The sequence below is a fragment of the Demequina sediminicola genome (assembly GCF_000975055.1).
Taxonomy (GTDB): Bacteria; Actinomycetota; Actinomycetes; order Actinomycetales; family Demequinaceae; genus Demequina; species Demequina sediminicola.
This window is the reverse complement of the sequence record NZ_BBRB01000002.1, coordinates 24,400-40,481: the sequence shown is the minus strand read 5'-3', so window position 1 is coordinate 40,481 and position 16,082 is coordinate 24,400. Positions and strand designations below refer to the sequence as shown.

17 protein-coding genes are annotated in these 16,082 nt (G+C 62.6%); 10 read left to right on the top strand and 7 right to left on the bottom strand.

What is annotated here, in order from left to right:
- Positions 1–21 precede the first annotated feature (21 nt).
- The 5 genes from AOP79_RS05095 to AOP79_RS05075 all read right to left on the bottom strand — a co-directional run bounded on the left by AOP79_RS05095 (position 22) and on the right by AOP79_RS05075 (position 4,869).
- Complete coding sequence (locus AOP79_RS05095) at positions 22–1,347, bottom strand: hypothetical protein (protein ID WP_062071172.1); 1,326 nt, start codon at positions 1,345–1,347, stop codon at positions 22–24.
- The gene (locus AOP79_RS05090; protein ID WP_062071170.1) at positions 1,340–1,696 is read right to left on the bottom strand and encodes a hypothetical protein; all 357 of its coding nucleotides are present in this window, start codon (positions 1,694–1,696) and stop codon (positions 1,340–1,342) included. Before AOP79_RS05090 ends, AOP79_RS05095 begins: the two co-directional genes overlap by 8 nt.
- A gap of 82 nt (positions 1,697–1,778) precedes the next feature.
- The gene (locus tag AOP79_RS05085) at positions 1,779–3,434 is read right to left on the bottom strand and encodes an ABC transporter permease subunit (protein WP_062071167.1); all 1,656 of its coding nucleotides are present in this window, start codon (positions 3,432–3,434) and stop codon (positions 1,779–1,781) included.
- A complete protein-coding gene (locus AOP79_RS05080) occupies positions 3,434–4,381 on the bottom strand; it encodes an ABC transporter ATP-binding protein (protein ID WP_062071165.1) in 948 nt (315 codons plus the stop codon). The genes AOP79_RS05085 and AOP79_RS05080 overlap by 1 nt, the downstream gene beginning before the upstream one ends.
- A complete protein-coding gene (locus AOP79_RS05075) occupies positions 4,378–4,869 on the bottom strand; it encodes a GbsR/MarR family transcriptional regulator (RefSeq protein ID WP_062071163.1) in 492 nt (163 codons plus the stop codon). Before AOP79_RS05075 ends, AOP79_RS05080 begins: the two co-directional genes overlap by 4 nt.
- Positions 4,870–5,012: 143 nt before the next feature.
- On the opposite strand from AOP79_RS05075, the gene AOP79_RS05070 reads away from it, so the two are divergent.
- The gene (locus AOP79_RS05070) at positions 5,013–7,247 is read left to right on the top strand and encodes an RNA degradosome polyphosphate kinase (protein WP_062071161.1); all 2,235 of its coding nucleotides are present in this window, start codon (positions 5,013–5,015) and stop codon (positions 7,245–7,247) included.
- Positions 7,244–8,221 carry an NUDIX hydrolase gene (locus AOP79_RS05065; protein WP_062071159.1) on the top strand — a complete coding sequence of 326 codons (978 nt, stop codon included), beginning with the start codon at positions 7,244–7,246 and terminating at the stop codon, positions 8,219–8,221. The genes AOP79_RS05070 and AOP79_RS05065 overlap by 4 nt, the downstream gene beginning before the upstream one ends.
- A gap of 281 nt (positions 8,222–8,502) precedes the next feature.
- Here the strand turns inward: AOP79_RS05065 and AOP79_RS05060 are convergent, their stop codons facing one another.
- Positions 8,503–9,132, bottom strand: a complete 630-nt coding sequence (locus AOP79_RS05060; RefSeq protein ID WP_369401061.1) for a hypothetical protein — start codon at positions 9,130–9,132, stop codon at positions 8,503–8,505.
- Position 9,133: 1 nt separating this feature from the next.
- Positions 9,134–9,562: a peptide-methionine (R)-S-oxide reductase MsrB gene (gene msrB, locus AOP79_RS05055; RefSeq protein ID WP_062071155.1), complete on the bottom strand. Its 429-nt coding sequence runs from the start codon at positions 9,560–9,562 to the stop codon at positions 9,134–9,136.
- Positions 9,563–10,086: 524 nt separating this feature from the next.
- Here msrB and AOP79_RS05050 point away from each other — a divergent pair.
- The 8 genes from AOP79_RS05050 (at position 10,087) to AOP79_RS05015 (ending at position 16,035) form a co-directional block, all read left to right on the top strand.
- Positions 10,087–11,085 (top strand): siderophore ABC transporter substrate-binding protein, encoded by a 999-nt coding sequence (locus AOP79_RS05050; protein WP_062071153.1) that lies wholly within the window; start codon positions 10,087–10,089, stop codon positions 11,083–11,085.
- 4 nt (positions 11,086–11,089) lie between these two features.
- Positions 11,090–12,076 carry an ABC transporter permease gene (locus AOP79_RS05045; protein ID WP_082093384.1) on the top strand — a complete coding sequence of 329 codons (987 nt, stop codon included), beginning with the start codon at positions 11,090–11,092 and terminating at the stop codon, positions 12,074–12,076.
- Positions 12,063–13,112: an iron chelate uptake ABC transporter family permease subunit gene (locus AOP79_RS05040; RefSeq protein ID WP_201774436.1), complete on the top strand. Its 1,050-nt coding sequence runs from the start codon at positions 12,063–12,065 to the stop codon at positions 13,110–13,112. Before AOP79_RS05045 ends, AOP79_RS05040 begins: the two co-directional genes overlap by 14 nt.
- The gene (locus tag AOP79_RS05035) at positions 13,109–13,867 is read left to right on the top strand and encodes an iron ABC transporter ATP-binding protein (protein ID WP_062071150.1); all 759 of its coding nucleotides are present in this window, start codon (positions 13,109–13,111) and stop codon (positions 13,865–13,867) included. Before AOP79_RS05040 ends, AOP79_RS05035 begins: the two co-directional genes overlap by 4 nt.
- A gap of 67 nt (positions 13,868–13,934) precedes the next feature.
- Positions 13,935–14,351 carry a DUF2218 domain-containing protein gene (locus AOP79_RS05030; RefSeq protein ID WP_062071148.1) on the top strand — a complete coding sequence of 139 codons (417 nt, stop codon included), beginning with the start codon at positions 13,935–13,937 and terminating at the stop codon, positions 14,349–14,351.
- 208 nt (positions 14,352–14,559) lie between these two features.
- Positions 14,560–14,847, top strand: coding sequence for a DUF1540 domain-containing protein (locus AOP79_RS05025; protein WP_062071146.1), 288 nt, complete (start codon positions 14,560–14,562; stop codon positions 14,845–14,847).
- Between the two features lie 91 nt (positions 14,848–14,938).
- Positions 14,939–15,721, top strand: coding sequence for an AzlC family ABC transporter permease (locus tag AOP79_RS05020; protein WP_062071144.1), 783 nt, complete (start codon positions 14,939–14,941; stop codon positions 15,719–15,721).
- On the top strand, positions 15,718–16,035 hold the full coding sequence (locus tag AOP79_RS05015; RefSeq protein WP_062071142.1) for an AzlD domain-containing protein: 318 nt from the start codon (positions 15,718–15,720) through the stop codon (positions 16,033–16,035). The genes AOP79_RS05020 and AOP79_RS05015 overlap by 4 nt, the downstream gene beginning before the upstream one ends.
- Positions 16,036–16,082 lie beyond the last annotated feature (47 nt).

The window sequence follows — 16,082 nt, the reverse complement described above, 5'->3', positions numbered from 1 at the left end:
CCGACCCTCCGGCCTGGGCCTCTAGCCGTCAATGGAGAAGTAGCCAATGATCTGTCCTTCATAACTGATGGCGTTGGTGGCTGGATCGATCTCAGTTCCGGGGTGCTGGTTCACGTAATGCTCGCGCGCAAGTTCCTCACGGTCCGACCGTGTCGCTGCATCGAAGCCGGCATCCGCCGTAGTCTCAGCTAAGAGTCCAAGGCCGACAGCAAACACCGGCGCGCACACCACCACGGCTGGACCACAAAACCCACCCGCAGCCGCACCCCCGGCACCGCCAGCGAGTGCTGCGCCTTCAGTCCAAAGTTTCTCTTGGAATGCCCAGTCAGACCTAATGTCGGGTTCCAGGTACCAGTAGGTCGTAGTGTCCTGGGATGCATCGTGGATCTCTTTAGCCGCGAACGCCACATCGAGGACCCATCCGGCCCTGGTAGCCACTCGGCCTGCGTCCACCCATGGGGTTGCCTTGCCTCCGGTGCTGCCGTAGACGGTACGGCGCAAATCGTCGGCTGCGTGTTCAGGCAAGAACCCTCGGTCACGACCCTGGAGAGTATTGCGCCCTTTCCACTGGATCACGTTGTTTGACTTGAGGATGGTGGTTCTGTCCACATAGTTGCCGCCACCCGCAAGGGCAGTAAACGCGGCACTCGTGGCTTCAATCGGTACTTCGTTCCAAAGCCCCGCTCCGCTCACGGGGGTCACGTCGCCTTGGGTTGACAGGACCGATGGGCCAGAGTATCCGGGCACTACGGTGTGACCAGAGGCGACGTTCGCGACAAACACCCCTGGTGCCACAGCGACAGAGGCGCTGTCCCGGTTCAATGCCGCCTCGGCGTCTGCAGCGGCTTGTTCATAATCCTGGCGCGCAAGGTCAATGTCGACAGTTGCGTCCTCCACCGCGGTAGTGGCATGCGAGTGGACCAACATGGCCGAGTATGCACGCTGCTCATACTCGGCAACGGCATAATCAGGTGCGCCGCCATAGCGGAGGTTCATCGCTGCTTGTTCGTAGGCCGTCTTGGACTCCCACGCCTGCGAGGCACGCGCATTCTCCGCCTCGTACCGGGCTTTGGCATCGGCGAAGGCTTGCTGCGCTGCCTTGAGCGAGTCCCCATACGCACCCAAGGCTTGGGACGCACTCCACAGCCTCTGGTACACAGCCGCCGCGGCATCGGCAGCTTCCCGCAGTCGTGCCCGAAACCCTTCAACGGCGGCTCCGGTGCCGTCAACTTGCAGCATCGACAGCTCATCTGCGAGCGCGGCAAAGCTGACAGCATCCCACCCCAGTTGCGCGGCGTCTTCTGCCAGCAAGTTCGGGTGCCCTGTCAGCGGCGTCAGGTCAGGCACCGAACGTCATTTCTTCGATGCCACCCCAAGGTCCACGGCCATCGGCCACGCACATCATTCCGTCAGCGGAATCGGCGATCATTATGTCCGTCTCGGTGAAGGCACGGACAATCTCCTGCATCGACGTCGAAAGGCCACTGAGCAGATCCGTCAGCGTCTCCTGATCCTCTTCCCACTCGCTGGCCCGCGTGGCAACCACAGATGTGAGCCCTTCGTGACCCACATGCGTGGACGCAAAGTGAAGGTAGTTCATGCTGACGTCCACCTGGTCAGCCATGACGTCAAGCATGCTGGCAACGGACGCCAACTCAGATGTGGTGATAGTGAGATCTTGCTCAGATGTGTACATCTCGCCCCCTTTCGCTTCCTTAGTAAAGCACCTGCACATGATTCAGCGAAAGGGGCTAGGCCGCAACCCAAAGCTCCGCGGGCTACACGCGCAGGTCACGCTTGGTGTAGCCCCACACGCCAGCGCTCACGAGAATGAAGGCTGCTCCGACCAGAATCGCCAGATACGACCAGGTCAGTCCAATCTCAAGCGGGTTGCCGTCTGCAAAGTAGTAGAAGGGGGACACCTGTGCCCAGTGTGCGATGTCGGGGTTGATGGGGAGGAACGCGTTGAGGCCCCACCCCAGGATGGCCACACCGGTGCCGGCTCCCATGGCGATGGAGGCGTTGCCGGTCACTCCGCTGGCGAAGAAGCTCACGGCACCTAGGGAGCATCCCAGTGCTGCGAGGAGCAGGCCTGTCGCGGCGATGTGGCCGTAGTCCATGCCGAGGTTGCCCACGAGGTTTCCTGCCGCGATCCCTGCGGCGACCGCCACGCCAATGATGGCTGAGCCTGACGCGATGGCCAGGGCCTTGCGGGTCGCAAACGCGGAGCGTGAGATGGGCGCCGCGAGGGTGACTTCGACGGTGCGGCGCTGTTCCTCTCGGGCGAGCGCGGTGCCGGCTGCAATGGCCACGACTGCGACTGCGACGGGCGCGACGATCGACAGCATCTCACCGTAGTACCAGCCCTCGGCAGTCGACATATCGGCGAAGCCCACCATGGCGAGCATGCCCTCGGGCATCGCGCCGACGACGTCGCCCACGGTGTCAGCAAGGGCGTTGAACATCGGTCCCACGATGAGCGTCATGAAGAATGCGCCGCCTCCGGCAACGATCAGGAGGGCGCGCAGGTCAGCGAGCGCCATTGCCGCGACGCCCCGTGCACTGCCATTGCCGGTGAGTTTGGCGAGGACCGGCGCCACGCGGGAATTGTCGAGTAGCCGCGCCATGAGCGGGGCTCGCACGGCTCGGTCGTGCAGGTCTCGACGGGAGTAGCCCCAGAGCGCAACCGCAAACAGCACGACGGTCAGGCCCCCGATCACCAGGAGAGGCCCAGCATCGACGCCGTTGGCGAGGGGGTTTGGCCCTGAGATCCAGTACCAAGGAAAGACCTTGGCCCAGTCGGCGGCTGCTTCGAACATCGGCAGCATGCCTGACGCCAGGAATGACACGACGAGGAACGCCACTGCGGTTCCCGACGCAAGCGCCCGGTTGCCTGTGGCGGCTCCGAGCGCGAGCGCAACAGCGCCGTAGAAGAGGCTCACCACAAGCATGTGGAGGCCGGCTGCCACCAGGTTGAGGCCGTCGGTGTGGGATCCGGTGATCTGCAGCGCTAGAAGAAAGGAGGCGGTCGCCAGGGAGGCCGCGAGAATCGCGATGGTCGCCACAGCGAGCGATGTCGATGTCACGAGTCGGGTGCGCGAGCGCGGCAGGGCTCCCAGCACGTTGATGGTGCCGTTCGACTCCTCACCCGCAATAGCCGATGCCCCCATCGAGATGGCGATGCCGGCGATCACGAACGGGCCGATGAAGTTAAAGAGGTTGGACAGCATGAGCCCTTCGGGTCCGCTGTCGGGCGAGATGCCTAGGAGTGAAAGGTAAGCCTCGGGGAGCGATGAGAAAAGGTCGGTTGCTTCGGTGCCGAGACCGGCGTACGCCCACAGTCCCGCCCAGGCGATGAGGAACAGTGATGCTACGCCAATGGTGGCGGCAAGCCACTTGTCGCGCAGGGTCTTCAGGTAGACCGAGCGCAGCATTACGCGACCTCGCGCGTTGCAGGCTCGTCGTCCACGTCGTCTCCGGCCGCCTTGATCTCGTCCCGGTAGAACTCAAGGAAGATCTCATCGAGGTCCACGGAGGCGGAGGATACGGACAGCACGTCGTTGTCGGTGGCGGCCTTCAGCAGCGGTGCCATGGAACCCTCGAACTGCGCGGAGATGGTCGCACCCTCTGCGGTGACGTCGCGGACGCCAACAAGTCCTTCGAAGTGGCGTGCCTCAACGGGCTCAGCGAACTCGAGTGTGATGCGACGCAGTGCCTTGTCCTGCAGTTCCGCCATCTTCTCCACGGCGATGAGGTGTCCACGGCGGATAAATGCCACCCGGTCTGCGACCCTCTCAACTTCGGAAATCGTGTGGCTGGAAAGAAACACCGTTCCCCCAGCATCGGCCATTTCCTTCAGCATGCCGTGGAACTCGACTTGCACGAGCGGGTCGAGTCCGGTGATGGGCTCGTCCAGGATGACGACCTCAGGGTTGTGCATGAAGGCTTGGATGATGCCGATTTTTTGGCGGTTGCCAGACGAATATTCGCCCACCTTCTTGGATAGGTCCGCGCTAAGGCGCTCCGTCAGCGCGTCGACTCGTGCCCAGTCCACGCCGCCGCGGATGTTGCCCAAGTATTCGAGGGTCTGTTTGCCCGTCAGGTTCGGGTAGAGCGCGAGGTCTGCTGGCAGGAAGCCGATGCGTCGATGCACCTCGACGGCGTCCTTGCGACTGTCGAGGCCGAGCACGCGGCACTGACCCGAGGTGGGACGGATCAGGTCCAGGAGGGAGCGGATGGTCGTGGACTTGCCTGCACCATTGGGCCCCAGAAAGCCAAAGATCTCGCCCGGCTCGATCGCGAAGCTCACATCGTCGACGGCAGTGAAGTCGCCAAACTTCTTGGTGAGGTGATCGACTTCAATGGCGGGAGTCGCGGTCATGACCGCTCCTTTCGTAGAAACTCTTCAAGACGGCGTTGCGTGCCGGGCCATTCCTGCTCCCAGAAGCGCACCATCGCGTCGAGGGAGCCGATGCGGTCGGGACGTTCGGCGGGACGGACCGCTTCGCTTGCGGTCACCAGCACCCGCAGTCCGGCGATGCGTTCCTGCTCGGACATCAGGATGGCCGTCCACATGTCGCGCGGCATTTGGTAGTGCGCGGCGCGGTCGCCGGGTACACGGGTGCGCTCGACCATGCCGATGGCCTGCAGTTGCTTCAGTTGCGTTGACACAGATCCAGCGGAGAGCTCTAGCGCCTCGACCAACTCCGCCTGTGTTGGGTCGGCAGGTTCGCACACCATCAAGTGCCCCAGGATCTGGCCCGCGGCATGCGTCAGCCCGCCACGCTCCCAATACGCCGCCACCGTCGCGACATACTCCCGGCGAGCCTGGTCACCTGACTCAGCTACGGCATCGGCGCTCTCACTCATATTTCAGTTATATCTGAAACTAATGAAAACTACAACGACGCCACATCTACTCGGCCACGACAAATGTTGCCGCCCGGTGAACTCCCCGCACGAACACCATGTCCTACTAGTGCGCCACGCGTGCGCCGTGCCACGATGGGGCCATGACGAAGACTCCTTCCACGCCCTCACCAGCCACCGGTGATCCCGTCGACTCCGAGGAGACCTTCGCCGTACCCACCGTCAACGCAGATCTAGACGAGCACGAGCCCGAGCCCGAGGACCTCCCCGACGACCGCTTCCTCGATCGCGAACTGTCCTGGCTCGCCTTCAACGAACGCGTCCTGGAACTCGCAGAGGACGAAGGCACGCCCCTCCTGGAACGCGCACGATACCTCGCGATCTTCGCGTCCAACCTCGACGAGTTCTTCATGGTGCGCGTCGCCGGACTCAAACGCCGCATCGCCGCCGGATTCGCCGTGCCGTCATCGACCGGAATCTCCGCTACGCGCCTCGTAGAAATGCTGACCGACCGTGCACACGTCCTCATGGACCGGCACGCAGCCGTGTTCCAAGACCACGTGGCCCCGGCCCTGTCAGAGCAAGGCATCTGGCTGGTACGCCACGACGACCTCGGCAGCAGCGAACAAGAACGCCTCCGCAAACTCTTCCGCTCCGACATCTTCCCGGTGCTCACACCCCTCGCAGTAGACCCGGCACACCCGTTCCCATACATCTCCGGCCTGTCACTCAACCTCGCCGTGGAACTTCGCGACCCCGACTCAGGCAAGGACCTCTTCGCACGCGTCAAAGTCCCCGAAACCCTCCCCCGCTTCCTTTCCGTCGACTCCGAGGGACACGCCGCCCAGGTCACCGATGCATCGGCCCTTGACGACGAGCCACGATCCTTTGTTCCACTCGAAGACGTCATTGCCGCCCACCTCGACTACCTGTTCCCCGGCATGGAAGTCGTCAGCCACTACACATTCCGCGTCACCCGCAATGAGGACGTGGAAGTCGAAGAGGACGACGCCGAGAACATCCTGAAGGCCATGGAGAAGGAGTTGCTCCGCCGCCGCTTTGGCCCCGCCGTGCGCCTCGAAGTAGTGACGAACCTCCCCACGTCCATCAAGGAACGGCTGGTCCGCGAACTCGGCGTCACCGACCACGACGTCTTTGAACTGGACGCACCGCTCGACCTCACCGGACTGACGGTCATCGCAGACCTCGACCGCCCCCGCCTCCAGTTCCCGGCCTTCCGCCCCACCACACACCACCAGTTGGCCCCGGTCGAGACCGCCGACGAACAAAACATCTTCCAAGCCATCCGCCGCGGAGACGTACTGCTGCACCACCCCTATGACTCGTTCTCAACCTCAGTCCAAGCGTTCCTCGCCCAAGCTGCCGTCGACCCACGAGTGCTCGCCATCAAGCAGACCCTGTACCGCACCTCCGGTGACTCACCCATCGTCGACTCCCTGATCGAAGCCGCACGCAACGGCAAACAGGTGGTCGCGCTCGTCGAAATCAAGGCGCGGTTTGACGAGCAGCGCAACATCTCCTGGGCACGCAAACTCGAGCAAGCCGGCGTCCACGTCGTCTACGGCCTCGTCGGTCTCAAGACCCACTGCAAGTTGTCGCTTGTGGTGCGCCAAGAAGAGTCCGGGCTCGTGCGCTACTGCCACGTCGGCACCGGAAACTACCACCCCAAGACCGCGCGGCTCTACGAGGACTACGGCCTCCTCACCAACAACCCCCAGGTCGGATCCGATCTCACCAAACTGTTCAACCAGCTCTCCGGATACGCACCCAAAGCTAAGTTCCGCCGACTCATCGTCGCCCCGACCGGTGTGCGCAAGTCACTGATCGAACGCATCAACGCTGAAGCCGAGAACGCCCGCAATGGCAAAGAAGCATGGGTCAAAATCAAGGTCAACTCGATCGTCGACGAGAAAACCATTGACGCTCTCTACCGAGCCTCTGAGGCCGGCGTCACAGTAGAACTCGTCGTGCGCGGCATCTGCGCCGTCCGCCCCGGCGTACCCGGACTCAGCGAGAATATTCGTGTGCGCTCCGTCCTGGGCCGGTTCCTTGAACACTCACGCGTCTACGCATTCTGCAACGACGGCGAACCCGACGTGTTCATCGGCTCCGCTGACCTCATGCACCGCAACCTGGACCGCCGGATCGAAGCGCTCATCTCCATTGAAGACGACCAGCAGCGCGCCAACCTGATCGAGAACATCGACATGGCAATGTCCCCAGAGTTCTCAGGATGGGAGCTAGGCGAGGACGGGCTGTGGACCCGCACCACCGCGCAAGAGGACACCGAACGACTCAAGGACGTCCAGGAGACCTACATCCGTCGCCAACCTAAGCGACGGGCCAAGGGCAAGTGAGCGACCTTCGGTACCCCCCTGGCACGGTCATCGCGGCAGGAGCCCTCGTATGGCGCGTGCGCAACGGAGAACTCCAAGTGCTCGCCGTGCACCGTCCCAGGTACAACGACTGGTCCTGGCCCAAAGGCAAGCTTGATGCGGGCGAGACGCTGCCCGCATGCGCGATCCGCGAGGTCGCGGAGGAGACCGGCAAACAGGTCATCCTTGGCCAGCCGCTACCCACACTGCGCTACCCCACTGGAGAGAAGACCAAAGTGGTCAAGTACTGGGCGGCGCAAGTCATCTCCGAGCGATCACCAGCACTCAAAGCGCGCCCCCAGATCAAGCCCGCATCCAAGAACGAAATCGATGCCGTGCGCTGGCTCAGCATCCCGCAGGCCCGCGAACGCATCACGTTCCCCGAGGACCTACGGCCGCTTGAGGTTTTGGTGGAAGCGTTTGAGCGCGACCGCCTCGACACACGCGCGTTCGTCCTGGTGCGCCACGCTCGCGCCAAACGACGCAAGGCTTGGGACGGGCCCGATATCAAGCGCCCCATCACCAAAGCCGGAACTCAGCGAGCGCACGAACTTGTGCCTCTCTTCGCAGCGTTCGGTGCGCGCAAAGTCAGCTCTTCCCCAGCAGAACGCTGCATGGCGACAGTCCAGCCTTACAGCGAAGCCACGGGCGTCTCCGTCACCGAGCACAAGTCACTCACGGAACCGTCTCACGCAGACAAGCCACTGAGGACAGCGGAGACCTTTGTGCAATTGCTCCGCAAACCGTCATCACGAGTGGTGTGCGCGCACCGGCCAACGTTGCCGACCATCGTCGAGATGCTGCGAGCGGCGACCCGGCCGTACACCCGCGGCGCGCTTCCCCGGAAGAACCCTTACCTGCCTGCTGGAGGAGTGCTCGTCGCACATGTCGCAGACACCGATGGAGGACCCATCGTGACGGCCATAGAGACGCATCTGCTCCACGTCCACCCCTAGCAACCTCCACGCCTAGCAACCTCCACCCCTAGCAAGTTCTGCGAAGTGGCTCCATTAGCCTGTCTAGGTGCCTCAAAACGCGCAAATGGAGCCATTTCGCGGGAAAAAGAGGGGGGTGAGGAGGGGGGAACATCGGACCGGGAGCGCCAGTCGGCGCGAAGGCCGCTCTAGGCGGCTGATGTTGGAGCCCGGGGCTACCGCGGTCCGACGTTCTGTTAATAGTCTACGTCCGCATCGACGATTTTGTTCCCCGCCAGCGACACCCCAGGTAGGTCGTTGCCTTAGTCGAGCCGGTTGTCCCGCCACATGGCAGCGCACTTCTCAAGTTCTTCACCAGTACGGAGCAGCTGCGATGCACGCAAGGAAGTCTTATGTGCGCGACTGTCGTTGTGACCGTCGTCAGACTCCGCCTCATATGCAGCACCGGTAGCGACCACCCGGCAGAAAGCTCCTGCACGTTCGAGTGCGACAGCAAGGTCTCCCGAGAACACTCCAGAGAGCACCGAGTCTGCGAGCGCGCGGACCTCGGATGGCCCTGGCGGGTCCTCGACGCCTGCGATGGCATGCCGCACATTCGCGGCCTCGACACCGTGATGGTAGGAACGGGCGACTGAGGCGGCATCAAACTTGACCCATTCACGCAGCATGTAAATGCGCCATAGCGCGCCAGGGAGCGTGGTTGCGCCTGCCTTCGACCACATCATCGCGACCGTGTCGATGCCTTCTTCGTCGACGAGGCGCACCAAGCGCTCCGTCAGAGACGGGTCCTGGGAGGCGCGGGCTTGGGAGACGAGTGCGAGTGCGGTTTCGTGAGCGATGAGTCCCCGGTCTGCGGGGTCGATGTCGCCCTCGATTTGCTCGGCCTCTTCCATGTCGAGCATGGCTGGACGCCGGAATCGGGGTACGGCCACGTTAGGCGTCCTTGGCGGATGCGGCCGATGCGTCATCACCTTCGTCGAAGGTCAGGCATACGGAGTTGATGCAGAAGCGGTCTCCCGTGGGGGTCTGGGGTGCGTCGGCAAACACGTGGCCGAGGTGTGACTCGCATGCGGCACACTGCACTTCCGTGCGCACCATGCCGAGGGACACGTCTTCGCTGAGGATCACCGCGTCGTTCTCTGCGCTGAAGAAGGATGGCCAGCCACAGTGGGCATCGAACTTGGTGTCGGAGCGGAAGAGTTCGGCGTTGCATGCGCGGCATCGGTAGACGCCTTCGCGGTTGTTGTCGAGCAGGTCGCCGGTGAATGGTCGCTCTGTACCTGCCTCGCGCAGTACGCGGTATTCCTCGTCGCTGAGCTGCTCGCGCCATTCCTCGTCGGTCTTGTGAATCGGTGGGGTCATGGTCACTCCTTGCGGGATTAAATGACTGACGTACACCTCTCATCATGGGGGACGAGGAGAGGCGAACCCGCCACGGTGGGCGCATACGAGTATGTCCACGTGGACCCCTTCAGGCTACGCGCATTCACCGGTTCAGAAGTTCCGGCCCAGTGCGGGTACCGACCAGCTGAGGGGGGGGTTCGGCCGGTCCCCTGCACTGAAGCGCTGTAGTCCGTGCGGCTCGCACCGCGGCGGGTTCACTTAAGTAGACGCAACCGGGCTCTGTTTTGTTCCCGGGCGGTCAAACTTTCCTGCGAGGAGCGACGTCGACGGTGCGTCGAGAAGCGACCCCGAGGGGCACGCGATGGGCACGAGAGGGGTCCGGCGACGTTGCTAGAGGTGCGGTAGAAGATTACATTTCCACAACAACACTGTGACGAATTTCTATTTACGCAACTAGGCGCTACTGTAAATCTCGCAGGCGAACTTAGGGTCGCCTAACTGACGCTGACGTCACCCCTCACCTCATCAATCTCAGGAGAATCATGTCCGCTGTTAAGACGCTGCGCGTGCCGGCCGTCCTTGCCGTCGCTGCGCTCGCCCTTGCCGCTTGCGCCACGGAATCCACCGACGACGCTGAGACGTCGGCCACCGCCACTGCAGCCGCTGAGGCCGCCGACGCCCCCACCGAGGTCACTGTCGCGACCGCGCAGGGTGACGTCACCGTCCCATTCGACCCTCAGACCGTCGTGGTCTTCGAGCACGGCATCCTCGACACCATCGAGGCGCTGGGTGCTTCCGAGAACGTTGCCGGCATCCCTCACCACGCACTGCCGGAGTACCTCGCCACCGAGTTCGAGACCTCCACTGAGAACACCGGAACGCTCTTTGAGCCCGACTACGAGGCCATCAACGCCCTCGAGCCTGACCTGATCATCGTGGGTGGCCGTGCCGCTGCCACGCTTCCCGACATGGAAGAGATCGCACCGACGATCGACCTCTCGTACGGCTGGGGATCTGCCGCCTTCCAGGAATCCTTCATCCAGAACACCACCACGCTCGGCCAGATCTTCGGCGCCGAGGACGAGGCTCAGGCCGCCGTCGACGAGGTGACCGCCAAGGTCCAGGCCACCGCGGCATCGGCTGCCGATGCCGGTTCCGGCCTGGTCGTCATGACCTCGGGTGGCGAACTGTCCGCATACGGTCCCTCGGAAGAAGGCCGCTACGACTTCGTCTACAACCTCCTGGGTGTCACGCCCGCCGCAGAACAGATCGCCATCGACTCGCACGGTGACGCCATCTCGTTCGAGTACCTTGCAGAGCTCGACCCCGAACTGCTGATCGTCCTCGACCGCGACGCTGCCATCGGAACCGAAGGCGCGGAGGCCGCCCAGGCCATCCTCGACAACGACCTCGTCAACGGCACCGCTGCGGTGACCAACGACAACGTCGTGTACGCCGACACCGCCAAGTGGTACCTCTCCTTTGGTGGTCTGACCTCGGTCAACTCGATCATCGACGAGGTCTCCTCGATCGTCGAGTAATCACTTGGCTCCACAACGCTCAACTGTCGCGGCCGCTGCCCCCTGGGTAGCGGCCGCGGCTGTGCTTATTCTCGCCATTGTTTCCATCTTCATTGGGGTCGCTGACGTCGACTTCAGGGCGCTTTGGTCTGACCCCGAATCACGCCAGATCTTCCTGCAGTCCCGACTGCCGCGCACCTTCGCGATTATCCTCGCGGGCTCCGCGTTGGCCGTCGCCGGACTGATCATGCAGCACCTGGCGCGCAACCGCTTTGTCGCACCCTCCACAGCTGGAACGGTCGACGCCGCAGCACTTGGCCTGCTTGCCGTCACCATCCTCGCCCCCGGCACCGCGATCATGGGCAAGATTGCCATCGCGTGCGTGTTCGCCCTCGCCGGTACTGCGCTCTTCATTGCGCTCATCCAACGCGTGCAATTCAAAGATGTGGTCTATGTTCCCCTCATCGGCATCGTGCTTGGTGGGGTTTATGCCGCGATTGGCGAATTCTTCGCGTACCGCACCAACCTCACACAGACCATGTCCGTCTGGATGAACGGCGACTTCTCCGGCATCATCCAAGGTCGCTACGAGACGCTCTGGCTCGCAGGTGGCGTCGCAGTCCTCGCATATGTCTTCGCCAACTGGTTCACCGCCGCTGGAATGGGCCGCGACTTCGCCACCAACATTGGCGTCAACTTCCGTCTTGCGATGGCCGGCGGCCTCACCATTGCCGCGCTCGTGACCGCCGTTGTCGTGACGACCGTGGGCGCCATCCCCTTCCTCGGACTGATCGTTCCCAACATCGTCACCATGATGCTGGGCGATAACCTCCGCCGCGTCCTCCCCACGACAGCGTTGCTAGGCGCAGCACTGGTGCTCGTGTGCGACATTGTGGGACGCGTCGTCATCTTCCCCTACGAGATCGCCGTCGGCGTCATCGTCGGCACCCTTGGGTCCGCGGTCTTCCTTGCCATGATTCTGCGACGGAGCAACCGCTATGCCAACGCCTGAGTCAAAGCCGCTCGAGCTTCACTTCGATGAAGCCGCCGAGACCACACAGCGCACCCCCGTCACCGCATCGGCTGGGCGCATGCTCACCCGGCGCCAACTTCTGGTTTTTGCTGGCCTTGGGGTGCTGCTCATCGGTGCGATTGCATTGTTTCTGACCTGGGATGTCAATGGCCATTGGGACTTTGCGCTCCCACGGCGCACCGAGCAAATTGTTGCGTTGACTATTGTCGGGATCGCCATTGCCGCTTCCACGGTGGTGTTTCACACGTTGACAGCCAACCGCATCCTGACGCCCTCCATCATGGGCTTCGATGCGCTGTACGTTCTGGTGGCGACCGCCCTGGTCTTCCTTCTTGGTTCGGCCACAGTCGCGCAGATCAACCCCCTCGTGATGTTCGCGCTCAACACCGTTCTGATGATGGGTGCGGCGACGGCGTTGTATCGCTGGATCCTTGGCGACGGGCAGCGGGGCCTCTACACCTTGATTTTGGTGGGGGTCGTCGCCGGAACGTTCTTCTCCTCGCTCACGAACTTCATGTTCCGCACGATGGACCCCAACGAGTTTGATTCGCTGATGTCGACGCTGTTCGCGTCCTTCAACGCGATCGACACCACGCTGCTGTGGATCGGTGGGGCGCTGCTCCTGGTGGGTGTCGTAGCGATCTTCCGGCTGGCTCCACAGCTGGATGTCCTGAGCCTGGGCCGTGAACGCGCCATCACGTTGGGGCTGGATTACCACCGCACTGTGACGTGGCTGCTGCTGGTGGTCGCGCTCCTTGTGTCGGTGTCTACGGCACTGGTGGGCCCCATTACTTTCCTCGGGCTGCTGGTGGCGAACCTCGCATACCAATTGACCCGCACGCATCGCCACGTCATCAACCTCGCCACGGCCGCGCTGGTTGCGGTGGTGGCCCTCATTGCTGGGCAAGCAATTCTTGAACACGTGCTTGACCACAACGGCACGCTGGGCTCGATTATCAATGTCGTGGGAGGCCTGTACTTCATTGGCCTGCTGCTGAAGGAGGCACGCTCATGATCACGATCGACTCACTCACCAAGGCTTATGACACCACGACTGTGGTGGACCACGTGTCGCTGCAGCTACCCGACGCCGGGGTGACGTCGCTCATTGGCCCTAATGGCGCGGGCAAGTCGACCTTGCTGTCGATGGTCTCGCGTATTTTGGGAGCCGATGCTGGCTCGGTGTCCGTGGAGGGTCTCGACGTCTTTCACGCACCCAGCAAGGACGTCGCGAAGAAGTTGTCGATCTTGCGTCAGGATGCCCACACCACCGCACGGATCACGGTCCAGGAGTTGGTGGAGTTTGGACGCTATCCACATTCGCGCGGCCGCTTAACCCCTGAGTGCCGTGCCGCCGTGGCGGAGGCGTTGCAGTATTGCGACCTCGTTGAGTTGGCCGACCGGCCGATTCATCAGCTCTCGGGAGGTCAGCGCCAGCGCGCATATGTGGCAATGGTCTTGGCGCAGGACACTCGCTATGTTCTGCTCGACGAGCCGCTGAACAATCTGGACATGGTTCACGCGACCGGGTTGATGCAGTTGCTGCGGCGCTTGGCGGACGAGAAGGGCAAGTCGATTGTGTTGGTGCTGCACGACGTGAACTATGCGTCGGTCTACAGCGACCGCATTATCGCGATGCGTCACGGTGCAGTGGTGCACGATGGTCCGCCGGAAACTGTCATTACTGAGCATGCTCTGGGTGAGGTGTACGACATGGAGTTCTCTGTGCACACCCTCAATGGGGACCGCATCGCCGCGTACTTCCGCTAAGTCTGCCGATGGTTTCAGGGCGCTCATCTGAGGGCACCTGTTGATGCTTCACGAGAGGATGAACCGCATGACGGCTTCCATCACTGGCCGCGCCCGCACGGACCGCCCTGGCCGCTATCTCAAGCAACTGTGCTCGCACGTGGGGGAAAAGTTGGAGGTGACGTTCGATGCCAGCGGCGGCACGATTCACTTTGAGACTGCGGTCAGTGTGTTGACGGTCGTTGATGGCTCTCTTGAGGTGTCGATCACGGGCGCTGAAGAGATGCACGTGTTTCGCTCGATGGGAATCGTGGCGGGGCACCTGGAGAAGTTTGGCGCTAGGGAGGGCCTTGGAGTGCAGTGGGACGATGCCGGTCTTGAGGCTGCGTACAACGCCAAGCGGGCTGAGGTAGCGGCGCAGCGTGAACGCGAGGTGGCAGCGGAGCGGGCAGGTCAAAACGCGGCTGTTGACGGTTCGGAAAATGCGGCTTCGAGCAAAGTTTAAAATGCAAGGGTCGCGCGCACTTATTGGCCACACATCGCACCGATCAGACTAAAGTGCCTGGTAGACGCGAACTAAGGCACACCTATTCGAAACAATTGTGTTTCGTAATTCATTTAGAAATGGTTGAGTTGACTAATTCTGAATAGTGGAAAGTCGGCATTTTCTGGCTTACAGTGATCTCATCACGTTCATTCTTTGAGGAGGAATCATGGCCACCACTATTCACTTGCCGATCGTCTCCACATGCTCCGTCGAGTCCTGTGGCTTCAATCACGACGGTTGCCGCGCTGGCGCCATCAACGTTTCGGGCGATCACGCCGCATGTTCAACGTTCGTCGACTCTGACACCAAGGCCGGCAATGCCGATGTCGCGGGCGTCGGCGCCTGCACCCGCACGGACTGCACCTTCAACAAGGACATGGCCTGCACCGCTGAGGCCATCGAGGTCGGCGCATCCTTCGACACTGCCGACTGCCTCACCTTCGAGGCACGCTAGCCAGCACAGTCGTCACCCGCAGAGCCCGGACGCCCGATGGTGGCGGCCGGGCTCTCGGTCTGTGTAGCGCAGCCCGTGGCAGACTGGCGCGGTGACCACCCGCCCACCGACTCCACCTCGCCCAGGCTTCGCGGGCATCGGCCGCACACAGTGGCACGACTTCTGGACAGGAGCCCGAGCGATCGCGCCCCTCATGCCCGGCTCGGTCGTCTTTGGCCTCGCTTTTGGGGCGCTTGTCGTGGAGGCGGGGCTACCGGCCTGGCTGGCGCCCTACGCGTCATCTACTGTCACGGCCGGCGCCAGCCAAATCGCCATCGTTGAGGCTTTACGCCAGAACGCTCCCATGCTGATCGCCGTGGCCACTGCGCTCGTGATTAATGCCCGGCTTGCTTTGTACTCTGCGTCCCTCGCTCCCGTTTTTGCGGCGTTTCCGCGTCGATGGAAGCTGATACTCGCGTATCTCATGACAGACCAGTCGGCCGCGGTGTCGGTGTTGGAGGCGCCTCGTTGGCCGGACCCCGTCCGCCGGCGATGGTTCATTCTTGGCGTCTCAGGTCCATTCGTCGCGGTCTGGATTGCCGGGACGGCCGCAGGCGCCGCGCTTGGTCCCGTGATTCCGGAGGAATGGCAGATCGGCTTTATTGTGCCGCTCATGTTTATCGCGGTGATGGTGCCCGCACTCCGTGACTGGCCTGCCATCGCTGCGGCGGGGATTGCGACGGCGGTGGTGCTGCTGTTGAAGGACTTGCCCTTTGGTCTCAACGTCCTGTGCGGCGCGCTTCTGGGCATTGCGATTGCGGCCTTTGTTCCCGAACGCAAGGGCACATCGGCCGCCGACATCGATCCCGACACCTCGCCGGAGGTGCCGTCATGATGACCGCCTTCTGGGTCTTTACGCTCGCTGCCATTGGCACTTATCTGATCCGCCTGTCTGGCATCGCAATCTTGGGGGACGGGCGGGAGTTGTCTCCCCGTGTGCGCAAGGCGCTCACTCTTGTGGCGCCCGCCGCTATGGCAGCGATCATCGCCAATGCGCTCCTCCTCGACGCTGGCCAGTGGCGCGAGTTCGGGGCCTGGCACGTTGCTGCAGCGGTGGCGGTTGGCGTTGCGCTGTGGAAGCGGTCGATGGGTTGGACTCTTGTTGCTGGAGCGGGAGCCTTTGCGGTCCTGCTTCTTCTTGGCTTCTAGCGCTTTCCGTCCTCCTCGCACTGGAGTCGAAGTCAACGGGTTGACTT